Source organism: Rhizobium sp. Leaf453 (genome assembly GCF_001425605.1).
Taxonomy (GTDB): Bacteria; Pseudomonadota; Alphaproteobacteria; order Rhizobiales; family Rhizobiaceae; genus Pararhizobium.
The window spans coordinates 259,385-282,935 of record NZ_LMRG01000012.1 but is presented as its reverse complement, the minus strand read 5'-3'; the positions used below and the strand labels follow the sequence as shown (position 1 = coordinate 282,935).

The following is a 23,551-nucleotide window of genomic DNA, read 5'->3' as shown; positions in this document are numbered from 1 at the left end:
ATCGTTAACGCTAAAATAAACAGGTGGTTGCGGCATCCGGATGCAGACGAGAGAACGGAAGTGTCAGGCAATGCGACGGCCGCGACGCTTCGATGCCGGGGCTTTCTTCGAGAGCGTGTCCGACAGGCTCTCGATCGCAAGTGATGGTACCGGGGCGGCGAAGACATAGCCCTGCACCAGATCAGCGCATTTGTACTCGTTGATCAAGGCAAGCTGATCTTCCGTCTCGACCCCTTCGATGACGATCTTGAGCCCGAGTTCCCGCGACAGGTTGACAGTGCCGCGCAGCAGCTTGAAACGACGGGCGTCCTCGCGAATGTTGCGGACGAAGGAACGGTCGATCTTGATGATATCCAGCGGCAGAGCATCAAGATAACTCAGGCTGGAATAACCCGTCCCGAAATCATCAATGGCGATAGTAACGCCGCGGGCGCGCAATTCCTGCAGGATCGTCTGCACCTTGGCCGCCTCTTCCATCAGGCAGCTTTCCGTGACCTCCAGATGCAGACGGGCCGGATCAAGCCCAGTCTCGGCCAAGGTATCCATGACGACGGCGACGATTTCACTGCTGCGCAGATCGAGAACGGAGAGATTGACGGAAACCGCAATGTGTTGCGGCCAGGTCAGGCAGTCGAGGCAGGCCTGACGCAGCATGAAGCGGGTGATCTCCGTAACCACGCCGATCTCTTCCGCCAGTTGGATAAACACAATCGGCGACACCGGACCGCGCTCGGGATGCGTCCATCGGGCCAGCGCCTCGCAGCATTCGATGCGCGATCCATCGGCCACGAACATCGGTTGATAGGCGACGGAGAGGCCGCCGGTTTCCAGCGCCTCGCGCAGATCCGCCTTGAGTTTCTGCCGATCGAGGTAGTTTGCGTCCATTTCCACTTCGAAGGCGGTGCAGCTTCCCTTGTCGCGGCTCTTGCTCTCGAACAGCGCCAGATCTGCCTTGATCTGCATATCTTCCAGACGGAAGTCGGCGCTGTCGGCGATCACATATCCGGCGCTCATGGAAATATTGAAGCTGAAACCGCTGGCATCGTAGGCACCGCGCATCTGGGCATGCAGCGAACGCATGCGCTCTTCGAGTTCCCGCCGGCCGGCTTCATGGGAAAACAGCAGGACAAATTCGTCGCCCATCAGTCGTGCCGCGATCGCCCTGTCGCCAGCGATCTTTTTCAGCCTTTCGGCAATCGCGCAAAGCAATCGGTCACCAACCACATGGCCGCGGGTATCGTTGACATGTTTGAACTCGGCGACGTCGAGAACCATGAAACCAACCGGTCCGGCCGGCTTGCGCTCGGCCAGCGCATTACCCACCAGTTCCGCGAAATAATCCCTGTTAGGAAGGCCGGTCAACGTGTCGAACCGGACCATCTGCAGGATTTTCTTTTCCGCCCGCACGCGTGCCGTCACGTCCTCGAAGATCAGGACGATGCCGCCATTGGCGCGCTGGCTTGCCGAAAACTCCAGGAACAGGTCCTCGGAAAATGGAATGAGCGCCTGAGAATCGATGCCCTTCATGAGCCGGTCGAGCTGTTTTAGAACCTGCCGCGCCTGATCCTGCTCCAGGAAGGTATGACGCACGCCGTAGCGCAGCACTGCGTCCAGATGGCAATCCTTGAGCCTTTCCTGATCGCCGAGATTGAGCAGATCGCAGGCACGCCTGTTGGCAACCAGGATGCGATTGTTGGCATCCAGCATGAACAGGCCATGCGGCATGTTGTTGAGCGCAAGATCGAAACGCTCGGCGATGGTGGCGATTTCACGCGCGGCGAGCACATTGTCGTGCAGCGTTTCGCGCACACCCTTCGCCATCGACCAGGTCGTCAGGATAAACGGGATCATCAGCGCCGCGAGGATCGCCATGAACAAATCCATGCGTCCGAGCAGGCCGAGAATGATCGGCCCGCAAGCGGACAGCGACATGATGATAACGGCGCGCGCCGAGCCATAATTGCGGCCGACGAGCGAAACCATCGTCGCCAATGTCACGGAAATGCAGGCGAACTCGGCGAATGCGTCCTGACTGACAAGAATCGAATAGCCGCAGGCTGTGCCCAGCGTGATCGTCGCGCAGACCCCGCCGAAATTGTAGCGGTTCTCCCACAGACGGATGCCATTGACATCCAAGGCCGCGAAATCGACGCGGTCGAACCGGCGCATGCCGATCTGGCGAACGAACCAGATCAGCGCGATCGCAACGGTGCAACCGAGATAGAAGACATCACCGGTCTTCGCCAGGATGAGCAGGAACGTTACAGCATGCGACAGCATGCCGATCAACAGCGTCTGGCGATAGTCGTAGAGAGAGCTTACGAACGAACGGTAGACATCGGTCGGAAGAGCGCTCTGTTCACGTGAAGTCATGAACCCTCTGCTCCGGTTTGGCGAAGTGTTATTCCGGAGGGTTTAACGAAAGATTTCGCGCCTTGGGCGCAAAAAACCTCTCATATATTGAGCAAGACGACCTGAATCCCGCATTACTGGAAGATTTCAACCCAATATTGCAGCACGTGCAAAAGACGAACCGTTTTGTACAACCCTACCTAGATTCAACCGGAAACTGGTTTTTTGTTTTATTCCGGTTGCATCATTCTTCAAGAACACACACTCAGCCTTTTCTGTGCTCATGGTTACTGCAATCCTAAGGTCCACAGGCCAGATTTCGCAAGCCCTTGAAAGCTGTTTCATTTCTGCCCCGGTTGACTTTACCATGTCGCTGGCAGCAATGGCTTAGCCCATAAAGATGATGACCGTTCAGCAGATGGCGGCGGAGCCGCCTTGGAGACCAGCAATGCCCAAACCCGTGGTGGCGATCCCGGCCGATTTCAGAGCTTTCGACGGCAATGTCTGGCACGCGACGCCGCATCAATATGTCCGCGCTGCCGTTGAAGGCTCCGGCGTCATGACCTTTCTTGTTCCAGCGCTCGAAACCGGCAATGATGCCGATGAAATCCTCGACCGTGTCGATGGCGTCCTCGTCAGCGGATCGCGCACGAACGTTCATCCTTCCCTCTACGGCAAGGAAGCAACCGAAGCCGAAGGCCCGTTCGATCCCGGCCGCGATGCCACGAGCCTGCCGCTGATCCGCCGCGCGCTGGAACGTGGCGTTCCGCTGCTCGCCATTTGCCGCGGCATCCAGGAACTGAACGTCGCGCTGGGCGGCACGCTTGCCAATGAAATCCAGGACCTGCCCGGCATCTGGGACCACCGCAAGCCGGACGTGCCGGAACTCGATGTCGCCTACGGCATCCGCCAGAGCGTGAAGATTAAGGAGGGCACCTGTCTCGCCTCGGTGCTCGGCACCGGCGAAATCCAGGTGAACTCGCTGCATCGGCAGGCAATCTCGAAAGCCGCACCGCGCCTTGCCGTCGAGGCCGTCGCGGAAGACGGCACGATCGAAGCCGTTTCGGTCATCGACGCCAAGGCCTTCGCCGTCGGCGTGCAGTGGCATCCGGAATATTGGGTCGGCAAGGATGGCCCGTCATCGGCGCTGTTTCAGGCCTTTGGCGACGCGGTGCGGGCCTACGCCGCTTCAAAGGCGAAAGCCTGATCCACAAAGCGGCGAACTGATATTGTCAGAGGCTCTTCCGCTTGAAGGGCGTCTCTTCCACCGGCGTCAACGCTTCGCCGGTGTCGAACCAGGCCACGAGATTATCGACAACCAGATCGGCCATGGCATTGCGCGTCGCCTGCGAGGCGGAGCCGACATGCGGCAAGAGCGAGGTGTTCGGCAAAGCCAGAAGCGCCTCCGGAACATGCGGCTCGTTTTCGAACACATCGAGGCCGGCGGCGGCGATCACACCTTTCGACAGCGCATCCGTCAGGGCCGTTTCGTCAACAGTCGTGCCACGACCGACATTGATCAGAACACCATTCGGTCCCAGCGCCTTCAGCACATCGGCATTGACCGTCCGCCGGGTCGCCTCGGTACCGGGCACGATGACGATGATTGTATCGACCGCCTCCGCCATGCCCTTCAGCGTCGGGTAATGGGTATAGGCAAGCCCCTCGCGCGGCGTGCGGGTATGGTAGGCGATCGATACGCCGAAGGCTTCGAGACGCCGGGCAATGGCAAGGCCGATCCGGCCGAGACCGTAGAGGCCCACCGTACGTCCGCGCAGGGTCAGCGGCGACAGGGCGAAAGCTCCGTCCCTGGCCCAACGCCCCTGCCGCAGCCATTGCTCCGCTGCCGGCAACTGGCGCACCGTGTTGAGCAGCAGGCCGATCGCCGTATCGGCCACTTCCTCCGTCAGTACATCCGGCGTGTTGGTGACGACGACGCCGCGCTTTGCCGCATGGCGAGCATCGATGCCGTCATAGCCGACGCCGAAATTGGCGATGATTTCGAGATTGGGAAACGCATCCGCAAAGGCGGACGGAAGCTTGCCCGAGACGGCAATGCCCTGAACGTCGGAGGCCATTTCCGGCGTTACCAATGAGGGATCGGAAGCTTCGGTGAAAATCAGGTCGAAGGTTTCAGGCAAACGCTCGAGCACGCGCTTGCTCATCTTTCCGGGCACGAGAATGCGGGGGCGGCCGTGCGACATGGTTCGCTCCTTTCCGGGATCGGACCCGGCTATTCGGATGTGTGGGATCGAAGCGGTCCGGTCGATTGGCGGATCCGCATTTCGGGCTTGATGAGGTGGATACCGTCGGGCTCGTGGCTGCCATTGAGCTTGTCGAGCAAGGCGCGTGCGGCGCTGCGGCCAACATCCGACTGGCCGTTCCAGACGGTGGTCAAGGCCGGTGTCGCGATCGATGCTTCCTCGAGATCGTCATAGCCGGTCACCGACACGTCGCGGCCGGGCACGAGGCCGGCGCGGGCGATGCCGTTCATCATGCCGATAGCGACGAGATCGTTCCAGCAGACCACGGCCGTCGGCTTTTGCGGCAATGACAGGAGATGCACCGCCGCCTCGAACCCGCCTTGCATGGAGCGGGGACCGGGAATGCGCAGGTCCGGATCGACCTCGATATTCGCCTTGCGGAGCGCGGTGACATAGCCCTGATAACGGTCGCGGCCAGTAGAGGTCTGGTCCGTGCCGCCGACCATGGCGATGACGCGGTGGCCGAGGCTGATCAGGTGATTGGTGGCAAGCGAAATGCCGTAGGCGTCGTCGCCCCTGAAGATCGGCACATCGAGCCCTTCGATCGAGCGGGCGATCAGGATGGCCGGCATGCCGTTGTCTTCCGCCAACTGGATATCTTCCGGCGGCGTGCCGATCGCTGGCGACATGATGACACCGTCGCCGCCCAACTGCAGCAGGGTCTCGATGAAGGCGCGCTGCTTCTCGACGGAATCGTAGTGGTTGGACAGAATGAAAGTCTGCCGGTCGCGATCGAGTTCCGCCTCGATCGCTTTCAGGATTTCGCCGTAGAACGGGTTCATGATGTCGTGCACGACGACGCCGATGATGCCGGATCGGGATGTACGCAGACTGGCGGCACGCCGATTGTAGATATAACCGAGCGCCCGGGCCTGTTCTTTGATCTTGTCGCGCGTCATCGCAGCAACGAGGGGGCTGTCGCGCAGGGCCAGGGATACGGTTGCCGTGGACACACCAAGCGTTTCCGCAATGGTGGAGAGCTTGATCTTCTGCGCCACGTTTCCCCCTGAGCTTATCGGCTGTACACCGCTATTTTTAAACCCTCTTTAAACTGTTTAAATTACCGCTGCAATCGGCAAATCATTCGCCGGATTCGCAATTCTATTCGACGGCAGCGGTGCTTTGCAGATTGCCGTCGACAGCGCGCAACAGCTTCATCAGGGTCTTGATCTGCTTTTCCGTCAGCCCCTTGGTCGCCATCTCCTCCGACGTCTTGCCGGCATCGGAAATGATCTGCAGCCGGTCACGGCCGACTTCGGTGAGATAGACCTTGGTCAGCCGCGCATCTTCCTCATCCGCCCGACGCTCCAGGAAACCCTGCGCTTCCATGCGGCCGATGGTGCGGGTCATGGTCGGCGCCTTGACGCCGAGCTTCAATGCCAGCACGCCGGCGGTGAGGCCATCGGTTTCGGCAAGCGCCAGCATCACGCCGTCCTGGCCGGCATAGAGGCCGCTTTCCAGGAGATTGCGCGACAAGACCGTACGCATCGAGCGCGCCGCCTGCACCAGAACCGACGCAAGGTCCTGTGCGTGCACGTCGATGTCATGCTTCTTTTTGCCCTTGGCTTTCTTTTCGGCCTTGCTCTTCTTTCCCATCGGTCCTCCACCAAATTTCTTGCACGGCCTTCCGTCCCCTGTATGACTCGAATGACCGCCTGTCCGCAAGTACAACCGAAAGGCTGACAAGAGCATGACATTCCCCGCAGCGCGTTGGAAAGACAATGATTCCGCGCTTCCTTCCTCCGCACGGAGAGACTGGATCGCCATCCTTCCGCTCGGGGCGCATGAACAGCACGGACCGCACCTGCCGCTCGATACGGACACGCTGATCGCCGAAGGGCTTGTGACCCGGCTGATCGACCGATTGCCCCCTGCCCTGCCCGTTACATTTCTGCCGGCGGAACCGGTCGGTTACTCGATCGAGCACATGGATGTTGCGGGTACCCGCTCGCTGGCGTTCGACGAGGCTGTCCGGCGCTGGCTGGGTATTGCCAAAGAACTGAACCACGAGGGAATCCGCAAGCTCGTTTTGCTCAACGCCCATGGCGGCAATTCACCGCTGCTCACCATCGTCGCCACCGAAGCGCGCGTGCGGTTCGGCATGCTGACGGTCGCGACGAGCTGGACCCGCTTCGGGCAGCCGGAGGGCTGGATCAGCCCGGAGGACAAGGCGATCGATATCCACGGCGGCGCTATCGAGACCTCGGTGATGCTGGCGCTCGATCCGGCCAAGGTCGACATGACCAAGGCAGAGCGCTTCGGATCACGGCAGGCGGATTTTGCCCGAGACTACAAGCATCTGCGCGCCTATGGCCCGCATGCCTTCGGCTGGAAGATGAGCGACCTGAACAGTGCCGGCGTCGCAGGCGATGCGTCCGCGGCGACGGCGGAGCGCGGCGAAACATTGCTCGCCCATGCTGTCACGGGAATTATCGAATTGCTGGAGGATGTTGCCGCATTCGATGTTGCCACGCTTCGCTAGGAAAAAAGCAAACCGGTGATTTTATTCGTATGGGTCTCGGCGCGGGATTTGCGCTGGGGCGTTGCATCTCCTATATCAGCACCACCCCCTGCCGGAAGGCGCCCCAATTTCCGAGGTTCTCATGACCGAAGCATCCGCCATCAAGCCCATTCCCGTCACCGTGCTCACCGGCTATCTCGGCGCCGGCAAGACGACGCTGCTCAATCGCATTCTCTCGGACAATCACGGCAAGAAATATGCCGTCATCGTCAACGAATTCGGCGAGATCGGCATCGACAACGATCTCATCGTCGAATCCGACGAGGAAATCTACGAGATGAACAATGGCTGCGTCTGCTGCACGGTGCGCGGCGACCTGATCCGCGTCGTCGAAGGCCTGATGCGCCGTCCCGGCCGTTTCGATGCCATCATCGTCGAAACAACCGGCCTTGCCGATCCGGTGCCGGTCGCCCAGACCTTCTTCATGGATGACGACGTGCGCGCAAAGACCGAGCTCGACGCCGTCGTGGCACTGGTCGATGCCAAGCATCTGCCGCTGCGCCTGAAGGATTCACGCGAAGCCGAAGACCAGATCGCCTTTGCCGATGTCGTCCTGCTCAACAAGACCGACCTCGTGACCCCGGAAGAACTGGCCAAGATCGAAGCGACCGTGCGCGTCATCAACCCGTCGGCCCGCATCCACCGCACTCAGCGCTCGGAAATCGACCTGACCAAGGTTCTCGACCAGGGCGCCTTCAACCTCGAGCGCGCACTGGAAAACGATCCGCACTTCCTGGATCAGGACGATCATCATCACCACGATCACGCCTGCGGCCCGGATTGCACCCACGACCATCATCACCACGATCATGACCATCACCACCATGACCACGATCATCATGGGCATGACCACCATGATCACGATCATCACGACCGCGCCCCGTCGCCGATCCATGACGTGACGGTGCAGTCCGTCTCGCTGCGCGGTGGCGAGATGAACCCGGACCGGTTCTTCCCGTGGATTCAGAAGATCACCCAGACGGAAGGTCCGAACATCCTGCGCCTGAAGGGCATCATCGCCTTCAAGGGTGACGCGGAACGCTATGTCGTCCAGGGCGTCCACATGATCATCGAGGGCGACCACCAGCGCCCGTGGAAGGACGGCGAGAAGCGCGAAAGCCGCCTCGTCTTCATCGGCCGCGAACTGGACCGCGAAAAGCTGGAACGGACGTTCAACGCCTGCGCAGCGTAAATGGCGATACCGATCGAGGACATGCATCACGGGCAGCTGGACGTCGGCGACGTTCTCCGGCTGCCCGAGAATTACGATCTGGGGCCGGGCTCCGAACCGGTCGATCTCCTCGTCTACGATCCACGCGATGACGAATACGGCCTCGGCCTGATGGTCGTCTCGGGCTACAAGGCCGGCCTGATATTCAGTGTCTTTCCGCGCGAAAGCCGGAGCCTGGACAACGGGCTTTCGGTGGAGTGGCTGCTTGGGAATTGGGATCGCTGGTTTCGGTTTACCTATGTCGATCAGCCTGTGCCAGTCAAAGGCGCCTGCGTCCTGACTTCCGGCAACTACAGGCTTGTCGATGACGAGGAACCGTATGATCCGAACCAAGCGCTGGAAGATGCGCAGGATCGGTTGATAAGTCCGCCGCCGGATGAGCTTCGCAGGCTCTTGTCACAACCAGCAGGCCATTTCATTGACATGGCAATAGTGTCACCGGGCATTGATCTCGGCAGGGAACGGATTCTGGTGACCTGGCTGCCATACAAAGAAATGGAGGGCTGCGAAGTGATGACGCTGTACTTCGATGCCAAAAGCTGGAAAACAAAATCGAGCTTCCATTCGGAACACTGGATTGCCATTTCAAAAGAAGAACCGGTTTAAATGCCTACAGTCGCTCCCCTCGATCTCAACGGCCATGTCGCCGGCGTTGCCTTTCTGGGTGACATTCCCTTCTTTGCCGAATCCTCCGGCCTGATCCATCGGCTGGACCACGGCCAGAAGACGATCGAGGCGCATGAGGGCCTGTTGTCCTCCATTCGCGACGAGGCGAGCGATACTCTTCTGACCGGCGGCGAGGATGGCAAGGTTCTGCGCATCCAGGCCGACGGCACGGTGAGCGAGATCGCCAATGTTCCGCGCAAGTGGATTTCGCAGGTCGCAGCCGGACCGCAGGGCGCGGTCGCCTATGCCTATGGCAAGACGGCGCATGTGCGGCTGGCAGACGGTACAGTCAAGGATTTCACCGAGGAGCGCACCGTCGAGGGCATCGCCTTCGCGCCGAAGGGACTGCGGATCGCGGTGGCGCGCTACAATGGGGTTTCGCTGCACTGGGTGGCGATGGCCGGCCAGCCGGTGGATCTCGAATGGAAGGGCGCTCATACCGGCGTCACCTTCTCGCCCGACGGCCGCTTCGTCGTCACCAGCATGCAGGAAAACGCGCTGCACGGCTGGAAGCTGGACAGCAAGCCCGGCACCGAGACCCGCCATATGCGCATGACGGGTTACCCCGCCAAGATCAAGTCGGTGTCCTGGTCTGCCAAGGGCAAGTGGCTCGCTTCGTCGGGTGCTCCGGCCGCTATCGTCTGGCCGTTCCAGGCCAAGGACGGCCCGATGGGCAAGGCGCCGCTGGAACTCGGCACCCGCGCCAATATCATGGTGACACAGGTCTGCTGCCACCCGGTCGAGGAGATCGCGGCAATCGGCTATGCCGACGGCATGATCATGGTGGTTCGCTTTGCCGACAGCAAGGAAGTCCTGTTGCGCCGCCCCGGCAAAGGCGCGATCACGGCCATGGCCTGGAACCGGAACGGCCGGCAGTTGGCGTTCGGCTCCGAAGCTGGTGATTGCGGGGTCGTCGATATCACCGCATGACGCTTTCGCTGCGGCCGCTTGGGATTGAGGACATGCCATCGGCCACGCGCATTCACCGTGCGGCCTTCAATGCCAACTTTCCCTGGATCGGCGCCCTGCACACACCGCAGGAGGACCTTGCCTATTGGTCCGAACATCTGCTCACGACGTGCTGCATATGGGGTGCCGAGATCGACGGCAGGCTGATCGGGGTCATCGCCTTCAACGACGATTGGGTCGAGCAGCTCTATGTCGACCCCGGTTTTCAGAACGCCGGTGCGGGCACAGCACTTCTCAAGATTGCGCTGGAGACATCCCGGTCGCTGCGTCTATGGACGTTCCAGCGCAACAAGAGAGCACGCCGGTTCTATGAAAGACACGGCTTCGTCGCCATCGAAATGACGGATGGCTCCGGAAACGAAGAGAGGGAGCCGGACATTCTCTATCGCTGGGACAGGCCGGGCAGATAGCGATGACGGCGCAGGACCTGTCAGCCCGCGCCAAATCTCACCACATCAATTCCACCTGTGGCCGGCCGTTCGATGTTTTCTCGACCGTGCGGCCGGTTTCGTCGATCGTGCAATGGACACGCTTGCGGAAGGCCGAGAAGCTTTCGAAGGTGACGACATCGACGGGTTCGTCGAAATCCAGCACAAGCCGATAGCGGCCCGGCTGAGTAGTCAGCGCCTGAACGCCGAGGATTTTCGCCTCGAACGGTTGGCCGAGGTAATGCCCCTTAACCCGTGATCCGAGCATCCAGGGGTTCAGCGGCGGACGGTTTCCGACCATCGCATGCAGGGTGTTCCAGTCGCGAAAACCATATTGCGCGGCCAGAAGCTCCAGCGATTTCGAATGGGTGATCTCCTGACCATCAGTCGCCAGACCGGCACGCAGCCGCCTGGCCTGATCTTTCAGGGCATCGAGGGATGGAAGCGGGACTGATCCACGCATCTTAAAGTCTCCAAATGGAGCGTGCAGTCTATCGGAGGGAGCCCGCATTGCCACCATTCGCACGCCACAATCAGGGACGACCGAAGAGATACGAGAGACTTCACCAAAAGCATAGGCTCGCGGACGGCTGGGGCTCTCACCCATTCGCTCCCTTTAGTTCGCCCTTCGGGAAAAGTCAATTTTCCTCGGCGCCCATTGCCGATCCTGCGCCAGCACACCTATAGTCGCCGCCATTCCACCCTGCCGTGCGATCCAGAAGGCCCTGTTCATGCGACCTCCCATCATCGATATCGTTGCCGCCGACCCGGATGCGGAGGGTCCCGAGGCAATTTCGAAGACGCTTTCCGTCTTCAATCACGCCCAGACCGGTCAGAGCGAATACGATCCGGATTTCGCCATCTATGTCCGCGATCCCGATACGAACGAGATCGTCGGCGGATTGTACGGGACGGATGGCTACGGCTTCGCCTTCATCAAATATCTGGTCCTACCCGAACAGTATCGCGGCATGGGGCTCGGAACACGGCTGATGGACGAGGCGGAGAAGATCGCCCGCGATCGGGGCTATGTCGGGGTCTGGCTCGATACATTCGAATTCCAGGCCAGGCCGTTTTACGAGAAGCGGGGCTATACGCTGTTCGGCGTGCTGGAAGGCATTCCCGGCGCCATCCCGCGATATTTCCTCAAGAAGGTCTTCTGAAAAACAACCTGCCGCGCGAAAACCCCACTCCGGAGAGTCGGAGCTCCGGAGTGGCGCTGCTTCGGGGCGTGGCAGGCAGCGCTATTGGTTTGGTTGGTGTTTCAGGCTTTGCCGCCTGCCGATGCCGGATTTGTCGGGGATTGCCCGTCTCTTCCGGCACCATCTCCGGGCCGGATCGGTTCGCGAACCCGGCTACCCGCCCTGAAGACCGTCAGAGAATCACACGGTTTTCAGGCGCGGGGATCAACGGGGATGAAATCAAGCGGCGCGGCGCAGTTTCGGCATGGCCAGCTTCCGGCCATTGGCAACTAGCATGCCGGCGGCACCGTTCAGCCAGCCGTCCTTGAGTTCCAGCGCCAGGAAGCGATTGCGTTCGAACGGGCCGGGCATGACCAGATGACGGGCCTTTTCGGCGAAGAAGCCGAAGCGCTCGTAGTACGGCGCATCGCCGACCAGCAGGATAGCGCCATGGCCACGCGTCTTGGCTTCGCCGATGGCCGCGCGCATCAGGGCCGCGCCGATGCCCTTGCCTTCATGGGCACCATCGACCGCGAGCGGGCCGAGCAGCAGGGCGTCGACAGCCGCGCCGTCGCGGGTCACGCCGGCTTCAACATTCCAAAGGCGCACCGTGCCGATGACATGGCCATCCGGATCGCGGGCAACCAGCGCCAGGCCTTCGGCCGGGACGCGGCCACGGCGCAGGGTTTCCGACGACTTGCGGCGACGGTTCGGACCCATGGCGCGGTCGAGCAGGTTTTCGCGCGCGACGACGTCGCCAGCATTTTCCATGTCGATGGTGAAGGCATTCTGCGCAAAGAAAGCGCGGACAGAATCAAGAACAGCGGCCATCTTGGCCTCCCGAACTCAAAACCGATTCAAACGGTATCGAAGACAAATTGTGAATTTGCTGCTCCGGCTTTCGACCGGAGCAGACTGATCAGATGACGCCAATCAGATGACGTAGGCCTTCAGCGGGTCGAAGCCGTTGAAAGCGACCGCCGAGTAGGTGGTCGTGTAGGCGCCGGTGCCTTCGATCAGAACCTCGTCTCCGATCGAAAGGGAGATCGGCAGCGGATACATGTTCTTCTCGTACAGCACGTCGGCCGAATCGCAGGTCGGGCCGGCCAGAACGCAAGGCTCCATTTCGTCGGCGTCATGGATGGTGCGGATCGGGTAACGGATCGCTTCGTCCATGGTTTCGGCGAGGCCGCCGAACTTGCCGATGTCGAGGAACACCCAGCGGTGGTTGTCATTGTCCGACTTCTTCGAGATCAGGACGACTTCCGCCTTGATCACGCCGGCATTGCCAACCATGCCACGGCCCGGCTCGATGATCGTTTCCGGGATGTTGTTGCCGAAGTGCTTGCGCAGCGAACCGAAGATCGCCTTGCCATAGGCTTCAGCCGACGGCACGTCGCGCAGATACTTGGTCGGAAAACCACCGCCCATGTTGACCATCTTCAGCTCGATGCCTTGCTTGGCCAGCTGCACGAAGACGCGCTTGGCATCGGCAAGGGCCGAATCCCAGGCATCGACCTTGGTCATCTGCGAACCGACATGGAACGAGACGCCATGCGATACGAGGCCGAGTTGGTGCGCGTAGACGAGAACGTCAACGGCCATCTGCGGAACGCAACCGAACTTGCGCGACAGCGGCCATTCGGCACCTTCACCATCCGTCAGGACGCGGCAGAATACGCGGGCGCCCGGAGCTGCACGGGAAATCTTCTCGACTTCCTCATGGCTGTCGACAGCAAAGAGCGAAACGCCGAGGGCATGCGCCTTGGCAACGTCGCGTTCCTTCTTGATCGTGTTGCCAAAGGAGATGCGCGAAGCGGTCGCGCCGGCATCGAGCGCCATTTCGATTTCAGCGACGGACGCGCAATCGAAGTTGGAGCCCATGGAGGCGAGAAGGCGCAGGATTTCCGGCGACGGGTTTGCCTTGACGGCGTAGTAGATCGAGCTGTCCGGCAGAGCGTGTCGGAAAGCCTTGAAATTGTCACGCACGACATCGAGGTCAACCACAAGGCAGGGACCTTCGGGACGTCGGGTGTTCAGGAAGTCGATGATGCGTGCAGTGGTCATGGTATTCCCCAATCTGTTAGGCTCCGGAAAACCGGAGGACAAAGGGCATACGCGAACATGTGCTGGAACCAGCCGGTGGAGACCCCGGATCCAGACATGCGCATAATGCGCGGTTGTTTGAACAACGCCCCGCCAAGAGCTTTGTTCGGCTTTGTCTGCCTTTGATTGGTGGGAGAACCCTACCGCACTTCGGGCAATGAAGGTGTGCCTCTTAGTAATCCCGGCTGATGGAAAGCCGGAAGAGAACAAAAAGGCCCGCACCGTCGTTGCTTCAGATGTCCTCGCATTTCCCGGTTGGCCGGGATAGCGACTGGAGGGGTTAATTCCAGGTACCTTACCGATTTCCTCACCTTAGGGATTTCTCCCAGTTCGAGGGTTCGGCGGACACCCATGGGCACGTGCGACTTTGGGCTGAGGGGGAGATAAGAAAAAACATTGTCGTAATCAAGACTTTTTTCAAATTGACCGATGAATTTTTACCGGCCGGCCATCCCATTAAGATGTTCACATTTTTCGAACAATTCGACTTGCGCTGTCGCAGAAACCAACATCTTGTTTTAAGGTCCTTTTTCGCGGCGAGCGGGCGACATGGGCTGTCGGATGAAAGTTAACGCCATAAACGGCCTTTGGTGCCTCTCCTTCCGACGGTGGGACGCAAAGCAAGGGCCTCGACACGAATCAGAATGCGGGCCGCAGCCCGAGAAGCGAGGGACGACATGGATACCTTGACCCGCATCCGCGCCTTTATCGACGTCGTCGATGCCGAAGGGTTTTCCGCTGCCGCCCGCCGCGTCGGCCGCTCCAAGGCGCTCTTGTCCAAATATGTGCGCGAACTGGAGGATGAACTGGGCGCCCTTCTCCTCAACCGCACCACCCGGCAGTTTTCGCTGACCGAGGCGGGGCATACCTACTATCGGACCGCCTCCGAGATCCTCAAGGAGATCGACAACCTCGCCGATCTCGTCCGGGCCAGCAATTCCGACCTGAAGGGCCGGCTGCGCATTTCGGCACCGCGCACCTTCGTCGATGCCGAGATCGGGCAATCGCTGATCGATTTCGGCAAGGCGCATCCGGAACTGTCGCTGGAAATCGTCTCCGACGACCGTTTCGTCGATCTGGTCGAGGAAGGGTTCGACGTCGCCATCCGCATTACCAAACTGGAAGATTCGACACTGATCGCCCGCAAGCTGGATGACTTCCAGATCAAGATCTGCGCCTCGCCCGAATTCCTGGAAAAGAGCGGGCCGATCAACCACCCGTCCGAACTGTCGCGGCACGCCTGCATTATCGATACCAACGGACGATCCTACAGCAACTGGCGCTTTATCGAGCCCGATGGGACAGGCTTCAGCGTTCCCGTCGGCGGGCCGATCGAGGTCAACAGCCCGCTTGCAGCCATCCGCGCGGCGGAATCCGGCATCGGCATTTCCGGCGTGCCGGAGTTCATCGCCCGGCCGAAGATCGCCTCCGGCGCGCTTGTCTCCATCCTGGAAGACTTCCTTCCCAAGGATCGCGGCATCTATGCAATCTATCCGCACCGGCGCTATCTACCCACCAAGGTGCGGACGCTGGTCGATTTCCTGCACACATGGTTTCGCAAGAACACGGGAAATTGACGACATCCCCTCAGGTCGAAAGTCCCAATTCCGTCCCATTTGCCATACATTGCATGACAGCCGGTTTGCGCCGCAACATTCACGGGAATCACGACAGCATGAAACCATCGTCCCTGATCCTGACGGCAGCGACATTGCTTGCACCGACCGCTGCTCTCGCCCATCCGCACATTTTCGCCGAGGCGCGCTTGGAAATTGTGGCCGACGGCAGCAACCAGATCACCGAGCTGCGCAATGTCTGGCGCTTCGACGAGCTGTTTTCAGCAAGCGTGGTGATGGACTTCGACAAGAATTCGAACGCCCAGCTCGACCCCGACGAATTGCAGGAGGTCGGCCAGACAGTTCTCGATTCACTGGCCGAGTACAATTATTACACGACCATCACCGACAACGGCAAAAGCGTAAAGGTCAACAAGCCGGACGCGATCACTGCCGACTACAAGGATGGGCAACTGCTGCTGATGTTCGCCGTCAAGCCGGCCGAGCCGATGCCGCTGAAGGGCACGATGTCGTTCGGGGTTTATGATCCCACCATGTATACGGCGATGGATTTTCCGACCGATGACGATCTGGCGCCGATTGGCGACCAGTTGAATGCCTGCCAGCACAAGGTGGTACGTCCGGACCCGGATGAGGTACTCGCGCAGAACCAGGCCAGCCTGACCGACGCCTTCTTCAACGATCCGACCGGAACCGATATGTCGAAGATGTTTGCAACACGGATCGAATTCTCATGCTGATGCCGCGTCGTCCGCTCCATCTTGCTGGTCTGGCGATCGTGGCGCTTGCCACCTGCACGGCCGTGGCGCACGCACAATCGCCGCTCGGGATCGGCACGGCCGAGCCGGCCTTCCAGACCAATGGACTGTTCGGCGGCTTCTTCGCCTTCGTCAACATGGAACAGCAGCGCTTCTACCACACATTGACCGATGCCATCAAAGGCATGCGGGAAAATCCGTGGCAGCTCTGGTCGCTGATCGGCCTGTCCTTTGCCTATGGTGTGTTCCATGCCGCCGGCCCCGGCCACGGCAAGGCGGTGATCTCCTCCTACATGATCGCCAACGAGACCGAACTGAAGCGCGGCGTGCTCCTGTCGTTTCTTTCCTCGATGATGCAGGGCGGTGTCGCCATCCTGCTGGTCGGTGCGGCCTATCTCGTGCTGCGTGGCTCATCGATTTCGATGACGCAGGCGACGCATTTCCTCGAAGTGGTGAGCTACGCCCTGATCGCAGCGTTCGGCGGCTGGCTGCTTTTTCGCAAGCTGAAGGGCATGCGCGAGCGTCGCCTTGCCTCTGCATCGGCTGGCGACCATGGGCACCATGGTCACGCTCATCATGATCATCACGATCACGTTCATGATCACGGCCATTCGCATGCGCACAGCCATGGTCCGGGCGAGGTCTGCGACACCTGCGGCCATGCCCATGCGCCTGATCCTTCTATGTTGAAGGGCGATCGGTTCGCGCTGAGGGAAGCCTGGTCCGCGATTATTGCGGTGGGGCTACGCCCCTGCTCCGGCGCTCTGATCGTGCTGAGCTTCGCGCTATTGAATGGGCTTTATCTCGGCGGGGTGCTGTCGGTCTTCGCCATGTCGATCGGCACGGCCATCACCGTCTCGATCCTGGCGACGCTTGCCGTCACGGCCAAGGACTTCGCCATTCGCTACGCATCGAGCGGATCGGCCGCCCTGCGCATCACCAACGGCATCGAGATTTCCGGCGCCCTGCTGGTGCTGGTTCTGGGTTTCGTTTTGCTCGGCGCTTCGCTGCAGGGCTGAGGCGCGTCAGAGCCCGCGCCGGCGCTGATAGCGGGCGCGCAGCCAGAAGATCAGGAAGAAGCCGAGCACGAACAGCGTGCCGAAGGCGCCGGCCAGCCAAGGCGAGAAGTCGCCCAGCCAGAGCATGATCTTCGGCAGGATGAAGAAGCCCAATCCGACCACGAGCAGGATGATTGCGGCAGCGATTGCCGGCGAGCGGTCCTGTTTCTGGGGCTCGGTCATGTCTCTTCCTTTCATGCCAGTGCGGCGCGGATATCTTCCAGCCGTCGCTTCTGCGTGCCATCGGCATTGAAATTGTCCGGCGACAACCAGGCTTCGAAGGCCGCATTCAACAGCGGCCATTCCTTGTCGATCATCGAGAACCAGGCAGTATCACGGTTCGCGCGCTTCGACAGCATGTGTTGGCGAAAAACACCCTCGAAGGAGAAACCGAGCCGCACGGCCGTCTTCTTGCTCGCCTCGTTGCGGTTGTCGCATTTCCATTCATAACGCCGATAGCCGAGGTCCTCGAAAGCATGCTTGGCCATCAGGTAATGAACTTCGGTGGACAGCGGCGAACGTGCCATTGCGAAGGAATGCGCCACGCCACCCACTTCGACGACGCCATTGGCCGGGTCGGGCCGCATGTAATTGGCGAGACCCACGACCTCGCCGCTCGCCTTGTCGACGAAGACTTCAGTGACCCAGCCGGACTTCTGGACGGCAGTCAGCCATGTGTCGAAATCCTCGATGCCGCCGAAATCGTCCTGCGCGAAATATTGCAGGCGGGTGTTGATATCCAGACCGCCAAAGGCCTGCCAGAGCGCTTCCAGATGCGCCGCGCGGTCACAGGGCCGAATCGATACATAGCGGCCTTCGAGCGTCACCGGTTGCGGCGCCGGGCGGGGCTTCCAATTGGCGAGATCGGACATCGTTTGCTCCTGAGATACCGCATACCGCTGATAAGAGTACCGGCCCGAATGGACGTTCGGACCAATGCTCTCGTTTCAGCTTTGGCATAGGGCAGGCAGGGATGCCGCGCAAATGCAAAGTCGTGATGGATCGATCACCAGGGCGACTTGATCGGCGGTTCGCCGACCTGCGGAACGGACGTCTGGGGGGCGTTGGCCTGCGCCTCGACCACCGGCCCCTTGGCTGCCGAGACAGTCGCCTCGATATGATCGATCAGCGCATCGGCAAGGCCGAGGCGTCCGGCCAAAAGATCGAGATAGCCACGCTCGGCGCGGGTATCGGCATCGATGGCCAGACGCGAGGCGGTGTAAAGTTCGACGCGTTCTTCCTCCGTCCGCGCAGTCGCGACAATGCTGTCGAGGTCGACGGGATTGTTGAGTTCGTCGTTGAGGAAGCTTTCGGCTTCTGAATCCAGACCAGACACCTTGACCTTGTCCATGATGCGGGCGCGCTCGGCGTCATCGATATGGCCATCGGCGCGGGCGGCGGCGATCATGGCGCGCACGAGAACGAGCACGAAATCGTTGCGGATGGCTTCGGGCTGCGTGCTGAAACCGGAATCGGCTGGCGGCGGCAGAAGCTCCGGCTGGGCCTGGGCTTCCTGCTGTGCTTCGGCCGGCGCCTTGCCAGCCTGATAGTTCTTGTAGGCCTGATATCCGAGGCCCGCGATGGCGGCGAGACCACCAATCTTCAGAGCCGCACCGCCGACTTCACGTCCAGTTTCCGTGCCAAGCAGGACGGCGGCAAGGGCGCCTGTCTTCCAGGGATTGTTCTTGGCAAGTTCGATCGCCTGCCCTGCCCGATCCTTCACGCTTCCTCCCGCACCGGGGACCTGCGAGCCCAGGAACTGATCCAGCAATTTCTTCGCGTCAAACATTCGGTCGCACTCCCTTTGGGCCGGTTGAACTTGTCGGACTGAGACATAGGAATGCGACGAAAAGAATACAAATAAAAGAAGGCGGGCACGAAAAAGGCCGAAGCAGATGCTCCGGCCTTCGAAACCTTTAAAGAAGCCCGTCTCAGTTCGTCAGCGCGAAAGCTTCGGCCGCGAGCTTGGTGATCCCAGCCCAATCGCCCTTGGCGACCAGGTCCTTCGGCGCGACCCAGGAACCGCCGACGCAGACGACGTTGGGCAGCGACAGATAGTCCTTGGCGTTCGACAGCGAAATGCCGCCGGTCGGGCAGAAGAATGTGCCGGCGAGCGGCGACGACAGCGACTTGAGGTAAGCGGCGCCACCGGCCTGCTCGGCCGGGAAGAACTTCATCACCTTGTAGCCTTCTTCGCGCAGGCCCATGACTTCGCTGGCAGTAGCCGCACCCGGAAGCAGCGGGATTTCGGAATCGTTGGCGGCATCGATCAGTTCCTGGGTCGTGCCGGGGCTGACGATGAACTGCGAACCGGCCTCGACGGCGGCTTCATACTGTGCGGCGTTGAGGATGGTGCCGGCACCGGCAACGGCACCTTCAACCTCGTTGGCAACCGCACGGATGGCCTCGAGCGCGGCTGTCGTGCGCAGCGTGATTTCGATCGCCTTCAGGCCGCCTGCGACCAGAGCGCGGGCCAGCGGCACCGCTGTCGCCAGATCGTCAATGATCAGCACCGGAACGACCGGCTGCAGTTTCAGGACGGAAAGAAGCTTCTCGGTTTTCTCGCTCATGCCGGCAACCTTTTTTAAAACGATTGAAGTGGGGTTCGAATACTCTTCCCGCCCGCCTTTGTCGATACCAAACCTATCCTGCCATGATGAAGCAAACCTGACAGCCAACTCGCGGCGTGATGCGAAAACGGATGAGGGACGTCACTCATTCACTACAATCTTGCGCTTGCCGCCCTTCTACAATCCTGTAGTCTGCGCGCCAACGAATTGATATTTCAGCGTGGGCGGGGCAATGGCCAAGGAAATCGAGCGAAAGTTTCTCGTCGCGTCGAACGACTGGCGCAGTAACGCCAATGCCGGAACCGCCCTGCTTCAAGCCTATATTGTGACGATGGACGGACGATCCCTCCGCGTACGGTTGATGGACGGCAAGCGCGCGAAGTTGACGATCAAGCTCGGCTCCGGCGCCATGACGCGCGACGAGTTCGAATACGAAATCCCCGTCGATGACGCCCGGGAGTTGATGTCGAAGGCCATCGGCCTCATGATCGAGAAGACTCGCTACGAAGTAGAATATGACGGCTTCACATGGGAGATCGATGTTTACAGCGGAGCCCATGACGGTCTCGTCATCGCAGAGGTCGAACTGAAGGCGGAGGATGACGAACCGCGTCTTCCCGACTGGCTCGGCGCCGAGGTGACGGGCGACTTTCACTATTCCAATCAGTACCTTTCAACCGAGCCGTTGTTTTCGAGGACAGGCCATGGGCTATCGTATTCGCCCCTCTGAGCGTTTTTCCGAAGAGTTCAAGGCGGCAGGTGCGGAGCAACTGGACGAAGCGATCGCTGTGCTTACCACCCATCCGGAAGGAATGCTGGAGGCGATCCATGCGGCGCGGAAAAATTTCAAGAAGCTTCGGTCGCTCTATCGCCTCGTTGCCGACGACGTTCCGGTCTTTCGGGATCGGGAAAATGCCCGCATCCGGAACATGGCCCGGACATTATCTGCTCTTCGCGACGCAACGGCCTTGGTGGAAGTCAGCCGATACTTGCTGGAACACGCCAGAAACGATGACGAGCGGGTCATGCTGGAGCGTGTGAAGAAAATCCTGTCAGACCATTTCAAGGACAACGAAGGCGCTACGACGGAGATCGCGGAGAGCGTCGCCTCGGCAATCGCCACCTGCAGCCAAGCACTGGAGGCGCTTTCAAGGGTCGATTTCAAAGGCGGCAAGAAACGAGATGAGACGCGCATCGACAAGGGATGGCGCACGCTTTTGAAACGGGCACGCGCGGCGTGGCGCGCTTGTGAAAACACCACCGATACCCATCTCTTTCACGAATTGCGCAAGCGTGGCCAGGATTACCGACATTACCTGAGTTTGCTGCGGGATCTCTGGCCTTCGGCGATGCATGCCAAGCGCGTGGCTGCGTCTGAAATGGTCGACCTGCTTGGCCACCACAACGATCTTGCGCTGCTGACATCGTTCGCCAACGCACATCCGCATCTGTTTACCCGGAGCGAGGATATCGCTCATCTGCTGTCTGCCGTGATCGCCCGGCAGGAGGCTCTTCGCCAATCCGCGCTGCAGCTTGCAGACGAAGTCTTCCTTGATCGCCCTCGCGACGAGGCTCGCCGGATCGCATTGCTTTGGCGAAATGCTGCCTGAGCCACCCTGTTGATGCTGCCAATCTTTGACAGTATAAGGATACATGTCCCGCTCCACTCGTCTCCTTGACCTCATCCAGCTTCTGCGCACCTATCGGCGGCCGGTGAGCGGCAATACGCTGGCGCAGCGGCTCGGCGTCAGCATCCGTACACTCTATCGCGACATCGCCACGCTGCAGGCACAGGGTGCCGACATCCAGGGCGCGCCGGGCTTCGGTTACGTGCTCAAGCCTGGCTTCCTGATGCCGCCGATGATGCTGAGCGAGGAGGAGATCGAGGCGCTGGTGCTCGGCGCGCGTTGGGTGGCGGCGCGAACCGACGACGACCTGCGCGAGGCGGCAGGAAATGCCCTGTCGAAAATCGCGGCGGTGCTACCCGCGGACCTGCGCCATGAGCTCGAAACCAATTCCCTGCTCGTGCCCTCCGTCCGCCGGCCCGATGTCGGCACGATGGATCTTGCTGTCATTCGCGACGCGATCCGCCAGGGCCTGAAACTGGATCTCGACTATGCCGACAAGGATGGAACACCGACGACCCGGCGCATCTGGCCGTTTGCACTCGGTTATCTTGAAGAAGTTCGAATTCTCATCGGCTGGTGCGAATTACGCAACGATTTCCGTCACTTCCGTGCTGATCGCATCAATTCCCTTGTTGTGACCGATGTGCGCGCGCCGCGCAAACGCCACCATCTTTTGGCCGCTTGGCGCAAGACGGTGAAGCTTCCGCACGACATGTGAATCCTGCTGCCATAAACTGACAGCAGACCGATTTAAAACAGTCTTCGTGAACCTAAGAGGAGACTGCCATGAAAACCGATTTTATCTTGCCCGTCGAAAGCCGGGCGGAGAGCGCCGTTTTCTATATGGCCATGTTCGGCGCCCTGCCGCTGGAATTGTCGCCAAGCTATGCGGTTGTCCTGATGAACGATGCTCTGAAGCTCGGCCTGGCACGGAGAAGCCGCGCGCACGCCATCGCCAGCATGCGCGATGTCGAACTTCCGATCCGTGTTGCCGGCCGCGAAGGGGTCGATGCCCTTCATGATGAATGGCGCCGAAAGGGTGTCACCATCCTGCAGGAGCCAGTCTCTTCGGAAACCGACTATACCTTCACCTGTGCCGATCCGGATGGGCATCGGCTGCGTGTTTCCACGCAGGAAGCAGCCTGATGGACCCGACGCGCGGCCCGAGACATCGGGCCGCAGACCTGCCATGCGGCAGGGGAATTGCGCGAAAGGGCCGAAAGCTGTATTTCACTGCGCATGACCGACACCTTGCACACGCCTCGCCCGGACGCCGCCACTCTCGACCAGAGAAGCCAATTTCTGGTGGCCGCACTTTACCATTTCGTCTCGTTCGAGAGGTTCGCCGACTTCCGGCAGCCGCTGCAAGAGATATGTGACGACAACGGGGTCAAGGGAACGCTGCTGCTCGCCCACGAGGGTATCAACGGCACGATTGCCGGTCCTGAGAACGGCATTCGCGCCGTTCTCGCGTTCCTGCGCAGCCAGCCGGAATTTTCCGCGCTCGAACACAAGGAAAGCTGGGCCTCCTCCATGCCGTTCCTGCGCATGAAGGTGCGGCTGAAGAAGGAAATCGTCACCATGGGCGTCGAGGATATCGACCCCAACAAGATCGTCGGCACCTATGTGGCGCCGCAGGACTGGAATGCGCTGATTTCCGATCCCGATACGATCGTGATCGATACCCGCAACGACTACGAGACCGCGATCGGCATGTTCCGAGGTGCGGTCGATCCCAACACCAAGAGCTTCCGCGAGTTTCCCGACTGGGTGAAGAACAATACCGACCTCGCCTCGAAGCCAAAGATTGCAATGTATTGCACTGGCGGCATCCGCTGCGAAAAGGCGACGGCTTTCATGAAGGAACAGGGCTTCGACGAGGTGTACCACCTCAAGGGCGGCATCCTGAAATATCTCGAAGAGATGTCCGAGGAAGAAAGCCTATGGGACGGCGCCTGCTTCGTCTTCGACGAACGCGTGTCGGTGACGCATGGCCTCAAGGAAGGCGAGCACGTCCTCTGCCACGCCTGTCGCCAGCCGCTGACGCCAAAGGACCTGCTATCCCCGCACCACGAGGACGGCGTCTCCTGCATCCATTGCCACGAGACCCGCACGGAAGAAGACCGCCTGCGGTACCGCCAGCGGCAGCACCAGATCGACCTGGCAAAGAGCCGCGGCGAGCGGCATCTGGGAAGCTGAGATTAGCCTGCGACTTCGACAGGCCGGGCCGCCAAGCAGCGAG

General features: G+C 60.4%; 26 protein-coding genes. 15 read left to right on the top strand and 11 right to left on the bottom strand.

Going from position 1 to position 23,551, the window contains the following annotated elements; all coding sequences use genetic code 11:
• Window positions 1-63: 63 nt before the first annotated feature.
• Window positions 64-2,373 (bottom strand): putative bifunctional diguanylate cyclase/phosphodiesterase, encoded by a 2,310-nt coding sequence (locus ASG68_RS14865; RefSeq protein WP_062583934.1) that lies wholly within the window; start codon window positions 2,371-2,373, stop codon window positions 64-66.
• A 427-nt stretch (window positions 2,374-2,800) separates the two neighbouring features.
• On the opposite strand from ASG68_RS14865, the gene ASG68_RS14860 reads away from it, so the two are divergent.
• A complete protein-coding gene (locus ASG68_RS14860; RefSeq protein WP_062583933.1) occupies window positions 2,801-3,559 on the top strand; it encodes a gamma-glutamyl-gamma-aminobutyrate hydrolase family protein in 759 nt (252 codons plus the stop codon).
• A gap of 25 nt (window positions 3,560-3,584) precedes the next feature.
• On the opposite strand, the gene ASG68_RS14855 is transcribed toward ASG68_RS14860, so the two are convergent.
• The 3 genes from ASG68_RS14855 to ASG68_RS14845 form a co-directional block, all read right to left on the bottom strand.
• A complete protein-coding gene (locus tag ASG68_RS14855) occupies window positions 3,585-4,556 on the bottom strand; it encodes a 2-hydroxyacid dehydrogenase (protein ID WP_062583932.1) in 972 nt (323 codons plus the stop codon).
• A 29-nt stretch (window positions 4,557-4,585) separates the two neighbouring features.
• Window positions 4,586-5,614, bottom strand: a complete 1,029-nt coding sequence (locus tag ASG68_RS14850; protein ID WP_062583931.1) for a LacI family DNA-binding transcriptional regulator — start codon at window positions 5,612-5,614, stop codon at window positions 4,586-4,588.
• Between the two features lie 103 nt (window positions 5,615-5,717).
• A complete protein-coding gene (locus ASG68_RS14845; protein ID WP_062583930.1) occupies window positions 5,718-6,212 on the bottom strand; it encodes a MarR family winged helix-turn-helix transcriptional regulator in 495 nt (164 codons plus the stop codon).
• A 94-nt stretch (window positions 6,213-6,306) separates the two neighbouring features.
• On the opposite strand from ASG68_RS14845, the gene ASG68_RS14840 reads away from it, so the two are divergent.
• The 5 genes from ASG68_RS14840 (at window position 6,307) to ASG68_RS14820 (ending at window position 10,413) form a co-directional block, all read left to right on the top strand.
• Window positions 6,307-7,098: a creatininase family protein gene (locus tag ASG68_RS14840; protein WP_062583929.1), complete on the top strand. Its 792-nt coding sequence runs from the start codon at window positions 6,307-6,309 to the stop codon at window positions 7,096-7,098.
• A 121-nt stretch (window positions 7,099-7,219) separates the two neighbouring features.
• Window positions 7,220-8,329, top strand: a complete 1,110-nt coding sequence (locus ASG68_RS14835; RefSeq protein WP_062583928.1) for a CobW family GTP-binding protein — start codon at window positions 7,220-7,222, stop codon at window positions 8,327-8,329.
• Window positions 8,330-8,974 carry an Imm45 family immunity protein gene (gene imm45, locus ASG68_RS14830; RefSeq protein ID WP_062583927.1) on the top strand — a complete coding sequence of 215 codons (645 nt, stop codon included), beginning with the start codon at window positions 8,330-8,332 and terminating at the stop codon, window positions 8,972-8,974.
• Window positions 8,975-9,964: a WD40 repeat domain-containing protein gene (locus ASG68_RS14825; RefSeq protein WP_062583926.1), complete on the top strand. Its 990-nt coding sequence runs from the start codon at window positions 8,975-8,977 to the stop codon at window positions 9,962-9,964. It abuts the gene before it with no gap.
• Between the two features lie 32 nt (window positions 9,965-9,996).
• Entirely contained in the window at window positions 9,997-10,413 is a 417-nt protein-coding gene (locus tag ASG68_RS14820; protein WP_244484242.1) for a GNAT family N-acetyltransferase, read from the top strand.
• A gap of 37 nt (window positions 10,414-10,450) precedes the next feature.
• Here ASG68_RS14820 and ASG68_RS14815 read toward each other — a convergent pair whose 3' ends face one another.
• The gene (locus ASG68_RS14815; protein WP_062583924.1) at window positions 10,451-10,894 is read right to left on the bottom strand and encodes a glyoxalase superfamily protein; all 444 of its coding nucleotides are present in this window, start codon (window positions 10,892-10,894) and stop codon (window positions 10,451-10,453) included.
• A gap of 268 nt (window positions 10,895-11,162) precedes the next feature.
• Here ASG68_RS14815 and ASG68_RS14810 point away from each other — a divergent pair, with 268 nt between their 5' ends.
• Window positions 11,163-11,594: a GNAT family N-acetyltransferase gene (locus ASG68_RS14810; protein WP_062583923.1), complete on the top strand. Its 432-nt coding sequence runs from the start codon at window positions 11,163-11,165 to the stop codon at window positions 11,592-11,594.
• A 258-nt stretch (window positions 11,595-11,852) separates the two neighbouring features.
• Here ASG68_RS14810 and ASG68_RS14805 read toward each other — a convergent pair whose 3' ends face one another.
• Complete coding sequence (locus ASG68_RS14805) at window positions 11,853-12,443, bottom strand: GNAT family N-acetyltransferase (RefSeq protein WP_062583922.1); 591 nt, start codon at window positions 12,441-12,443, stop codon at window positions 11,853-11,855.
• Between the two features lie 102 nt (window positions 12,444-12,545).
• Window positions 12,546-13,679, bottom strand: a complete 1,134-nt coding sequence (gene odc2, locus ASG68_RS14800) for an ornithine/lysine decarboxylase (RefSeq protein ID WP_062583921.1) — start codon at window positions 13,677-13,679, stop codon at window positions 12,546-12,548.
• Between the two features lie 716 nt (window positions 13,680-14,395).
• Here odc2 and ASG68_RS14795 point away from each other — a divergent pair.
• The 3 genes from ASG68_RS14795 to ASG68_RS14785 all read left to right on the top strand — a co-directional run bounded on the left by ASG68_RS14795 (window position 14,396) and on the right by ASG68_RS14785 (window position 17,072).
• On the top strand, window positions 14,396-15,295 hold the full coding sequence (locus tag ASG68_RS14795) for a LysR family transcriptional regulator (protein WP_062603266.1): 900 nt from the start codon (window positions 14,396-14,398) through the stop codon (window positions 15,293-15,295).
• Window positions 15,296-15,393: 98 nt separating this feature from the next.
• On the top strand, window positions 15,394-16,035 hold the full coding sequence (locus ASG68_RS14790) for a DUF1007 family protein (protein WP_062584053.1): 642 nt from the start codon (window positions 15,394-15,396) through the stop codon (window positions 16,033-16,035).
• Window positions 16,029-17,072 carry a nickel/cobalt transporter gene (locus ASG68_RS14785; protein ID WP_062583919.1) on the top strand — a complete coding sequence of 348 codons (1,044 nt, stop codon included), beginning with the start codon at window positions 16,029-16,031 and terminating at the stop codon, window positions 17,070-17,072. Before ASG68_RS14790 ends, ASG68_RS14785 begins: the two co-directional genes overlap by 7 nt.
• A gap of 6 nt (window positions 17,073-17,078) precedes the next feature.
• Here the strand turns inward: ASG68_RS14785 and ASG68_RS14780 are convergent, their stop codons facing one another.
• The 4 genes from ASG68_RS14780 to ASG68_RS14765 all read right to left on the bottom strand — a co-directional run bounded on the left by ASG68_RS14780 (window position 17,079) and on the right by ASG68_RS14765 (window position 19,681).
• Complete coding sequence (locus ASG68_RS14780; protein WP_062583918.1) at window positions 17,079-17,294, bottom strand: hypothetical protein; 216 nt, start codon at window positions 17,292-17,294, stop codon at window positions 17,079-17,081.
• 11 nt (window positions 17,295-17,305) lie between these two features.
• On the bottom strand, window positions 17,306-17,983 hold the full coding sequence (locus tag ASG68_RS14775; protein ID WP_062583917.1) for a GNAT family N-acetyltransferase: 678 nt from the start codon (window positions 17,981-17,983) through the stop codon (window positions 17,306-17,308).
• A 134-nt stretch (window positions 17,984-18,117) separates the two neighbouring features.
• A complete protein-coding gene (locus tag ASG68_RS14770) occupies window positions 18,118-18,900 on the bottom strand; it encodes a tellurite resistance TerB family protein (protein WP_062583916.1) in 783 nt (260 codons plus the stop codon).
• Between the two features lie 142 nt (window positions 18,901-19,042).
• On the bottom strand, window positions 19,043-19,681 hold the full coding sequence (locus tag ASG68_RS14765; RefSeq protein ID WP_062583915.1) for a 2-dehydro-3-deoxy-phosphogluconate aldolase: 639 nt from the start codon (window positions 19,679-19,681) through the stop codon (window positions 19,043-19,045).
• Between the two features lie 232 nt (window positions 19,682-19,913).
• Here ASG68_RS14765 and ASG68_RS14760 point away from each other — a divergent pair, with 232 nt between their 5' ends.
• The 5 genes from ASG68_RS14760 (at window position 19,914) to ASG68_RS14740 (ending at window position 23,508) form a co-directional block, all read left to right on the top strand.
• Complete coding sequence (locus ASG68_RS14760) at window positions 19,914-20,411, top strand: CYTH domain-containing protein (RefSeq protein WP_062583914.1); 498 nt, start codon at window positions 19,914-19,916, stop codon at window positions 20,409-20,411.
• Complete coding sequence (locus ASG68_RS14755) at window positions 20,386-21,291, top strand: CHAD domain-containing protein (protein WP_062583913.1); 906 nt, start codon at window positions 20,386-20,388, stop codon at window positions 21,289-21,291. The genes ASG68_RS14760 and ASG68_RS14755 overlap by 26 nt, the downstream gene beginning before the upstream one ends.
• 43 nt (window positions 21,292-21,334) lie before the next feature.
• The gene (locus tag ASG68_RS14750) at window positions 21,335-22,027 is read left to right on the top strand and encodes a helix-turn-helix transcriptional regulator (RefSeq protein WP_062583912.1); all 693 of its coding nucleotides are present in this window, start codon (window positions 21,335-21,337) and stop codon (window positions 22,025-22,027) included.
• A 68-nt stretch (window positions 22,028-22,095) separates the two neighbouring features.
• Window positions 22,096-22,455 (top strand): VOC family protein, encoded by a 360-nt coding sequence (locus tag ASG68_RS14745; RefSeq protein ID WP_062609881.1) that lies wholly within the window; start codon window positions 22,096-22,098, stop codon window positions 22,453-22,455.
• A 93-nt stretch (window positions 22,456-22,548) separates the two neighbouring features.
• Window positions 22,549-23,508 carry a rhodanese-related sulfurtransferase gene (locus ASG68_RS14740; protein WP_062583910.1) on the top strand — a complete coding sequence of 320 codons (960 nt, stop codon included), beginning with the start codon at window positions 22,549-22,551 and terminating at the stop codon, window positions 23,506-23,508.
• Window positions 23,509-23,551: the final 43 nt, after the last annotated feature.

Excerpts from the sequence above, each read along its gene's own strand:
- ASG68_RS14780 (WP_062583918.1), bottom strand. The coding sequence starts at position 17,294 with ATGACCGAGCCCCAGAAACAGGACCGCTCGCCGGCAATCGCTGCCGCA.
- ASG68_RS14865 (WP_062583934.1), bottom strand. The coding sequence starts at position 2,373 with ATGACTTCACGTGAACAGAGCGCTCTTCCGACCGATGTCTACCGTTCG.
- ASG68_RS14825 (WP_062583926.1), top strand. The coding sequence starts at position 8,975 with ATGCCTACAGTCGCTCCCCTCGATCTCAACGGCCATGTCGCCGGCGTT.
- ASG68_RS14845 (WP_062583930.1), bottom strand. The coding sequence starts at position 6,212 with ATGGGAAAGAAGAGCAAGGCCGAAAAGAAAGCCAAGGGCAAAAAGAAG.
- odc2 (WP_062583921.1), bottom strand. The coding sequence starts at position 13,679 with ATGACCACTGCACGCATCATCGACTTCCTGAACACCCGACGTCCCGAA.
- ASG68_RS14750 (WP_062583912.1), top strand. The coding sequence starts at position 21,335 with ATGTCCCGCTCCACTCGTCTCCTTGACCTCATCCAGCTTCTGCGCACC.
- ASG68_RS14835 (WP_062583928.1), top strand. The coding sequence starts at position 7,220 with ATGACCGAAGCATCCGCCATCAAGCCCATTCCCGTCACCGTGCTCACC.
- ASG68_RS14810 (WP_062583923.1), top strand. The coding sequence starts at position 11,163 with ATGCGACCTCCCATCATCGATATCGTTGCCGCCGACCCGGATGCGGAG.
- ASG68_RS14795 (WP_062603266.1), top strand. The coding sequence starts at position 14,396 with ATGGATACCTTGACCCGCATCCGCGCCTTTATCGACGTCGTCGATGCC.
- imm45 (WP_062583927.1), top strand. The coding sequence starts at position 8,330 with ATGGCGATACCGATCGAGGACATGCATCACGGGCAGCTGGACGTCGGC.
- ASG68_RS14820 (WP_244484242.1), top strand. The coding sequence starts at position 9,997 with ATGCCATCGGCCACGCGCATTCACCGTGCGGCCTTCAATGCCAACTTT.
- ASG68_RS14855 (WP_062583932.1), bottom strand. The coding sequence starts at position 4,556 with ATGTCGCACGGCCGCCCCCGCATTCTCGTGCCCGGAAAGATGAGCAAG.
- ASG68_RS14775 (WP_062583917.1), bottom strand. The coding sequence starts at position 17,983 with ATGTCCGATCTCGCCAATTGGAAGCCCCGCCCGGCGCCGCAACCGGTG.
- ASG68_RS14755 (WP_062583913.1), top strand. The coding sequence starts at position 20,386 with ATGGGCTATCGTATTCGCCCCTCTGAGCGTTTTTCCGAAGAGTTCAAG.
- ASG68_RS14785 (WP_062583919.1), top strand. The coding sequence starts at position 16,029 with ATGCTGATGCCGCGTCGTCCGCTCCATCTTGCTGGTCTGGCGATCGTG.
- ASG68_RS14805 (WP_062583922.1), bottom strand. The coding sequence starts at position 12,443 with ATGGCCGCTGTTCTTGATTCTGTCCGCGCTTTCTTTGCGCAGAATGCC.
- ASG68_RS14765 (WP_062583915.1), bottom strand. The coding sequence starts at position 19,681 with ATGAGCGAGAAAACCGAGAAGCTTCTTTCCGTCCTGAAACTGCAGCCG.
- ASG68_RS14860 (WP_062583933.1), top strand. The coding sequence starts at position 2,801 with ATGCCCAAACCCGTGGTGGCGATCCCGGCCGATTTCAGAGCTTTCGAC.
- ASG68_RS14770 (WP_062583916.1), bottom strand. The coding sequence starts at position 18,900 with ATGTTTGACGCGAAGAAATTGCTGGATCAGTTCCTGGGCTCGCAGGTC.
- ASG68_RS14740 (WP_062583910.1), top strand. The coding sequence starts at position 22,549 with ATGACCGACACCTTGCACACGCCTCGCCCGGACGCCGCCACTCTCGAC.
- ASG68_RS14790 (WP_062584053.1), top strand. The coding sequence starts at position 15,394 with ATGAAACCATCGTCCCTGATCCTGACGGCAGCGACATTGCTTGCACCG.
- ASG68_RS14745 (WP_062609881.1), top strand. The coding sequence starts at position 22,096 with ATGAAAACCGATTTTATCTTGCCCGTCGAAAGCCGGGCGGAGAGCGCC.
- ASG68_RS14840 (WP_062583929.1), top strand. The coding sequence starts at position 6,307 with ATGACATTCCCCGCAGCGCGTTGGAAAGACAATGATTCCGCGCTTCCT.
- ASG68_RS14815 (WP_062583924.1), bottom strand. The coding sequence starts at position 10,894 with ATGCGTGGATCAGTCCCGCTTCCATCCCTCGATGCCCTGAAAGATCAG.
- ASG68_RS14760 (WP_062583914.1), top strand. The coding sequence starts at position 19,914 with ATGGCCAAGGAAATCGAGCGAAAGTTTCTCGTCGCGTCGAACGACTGG.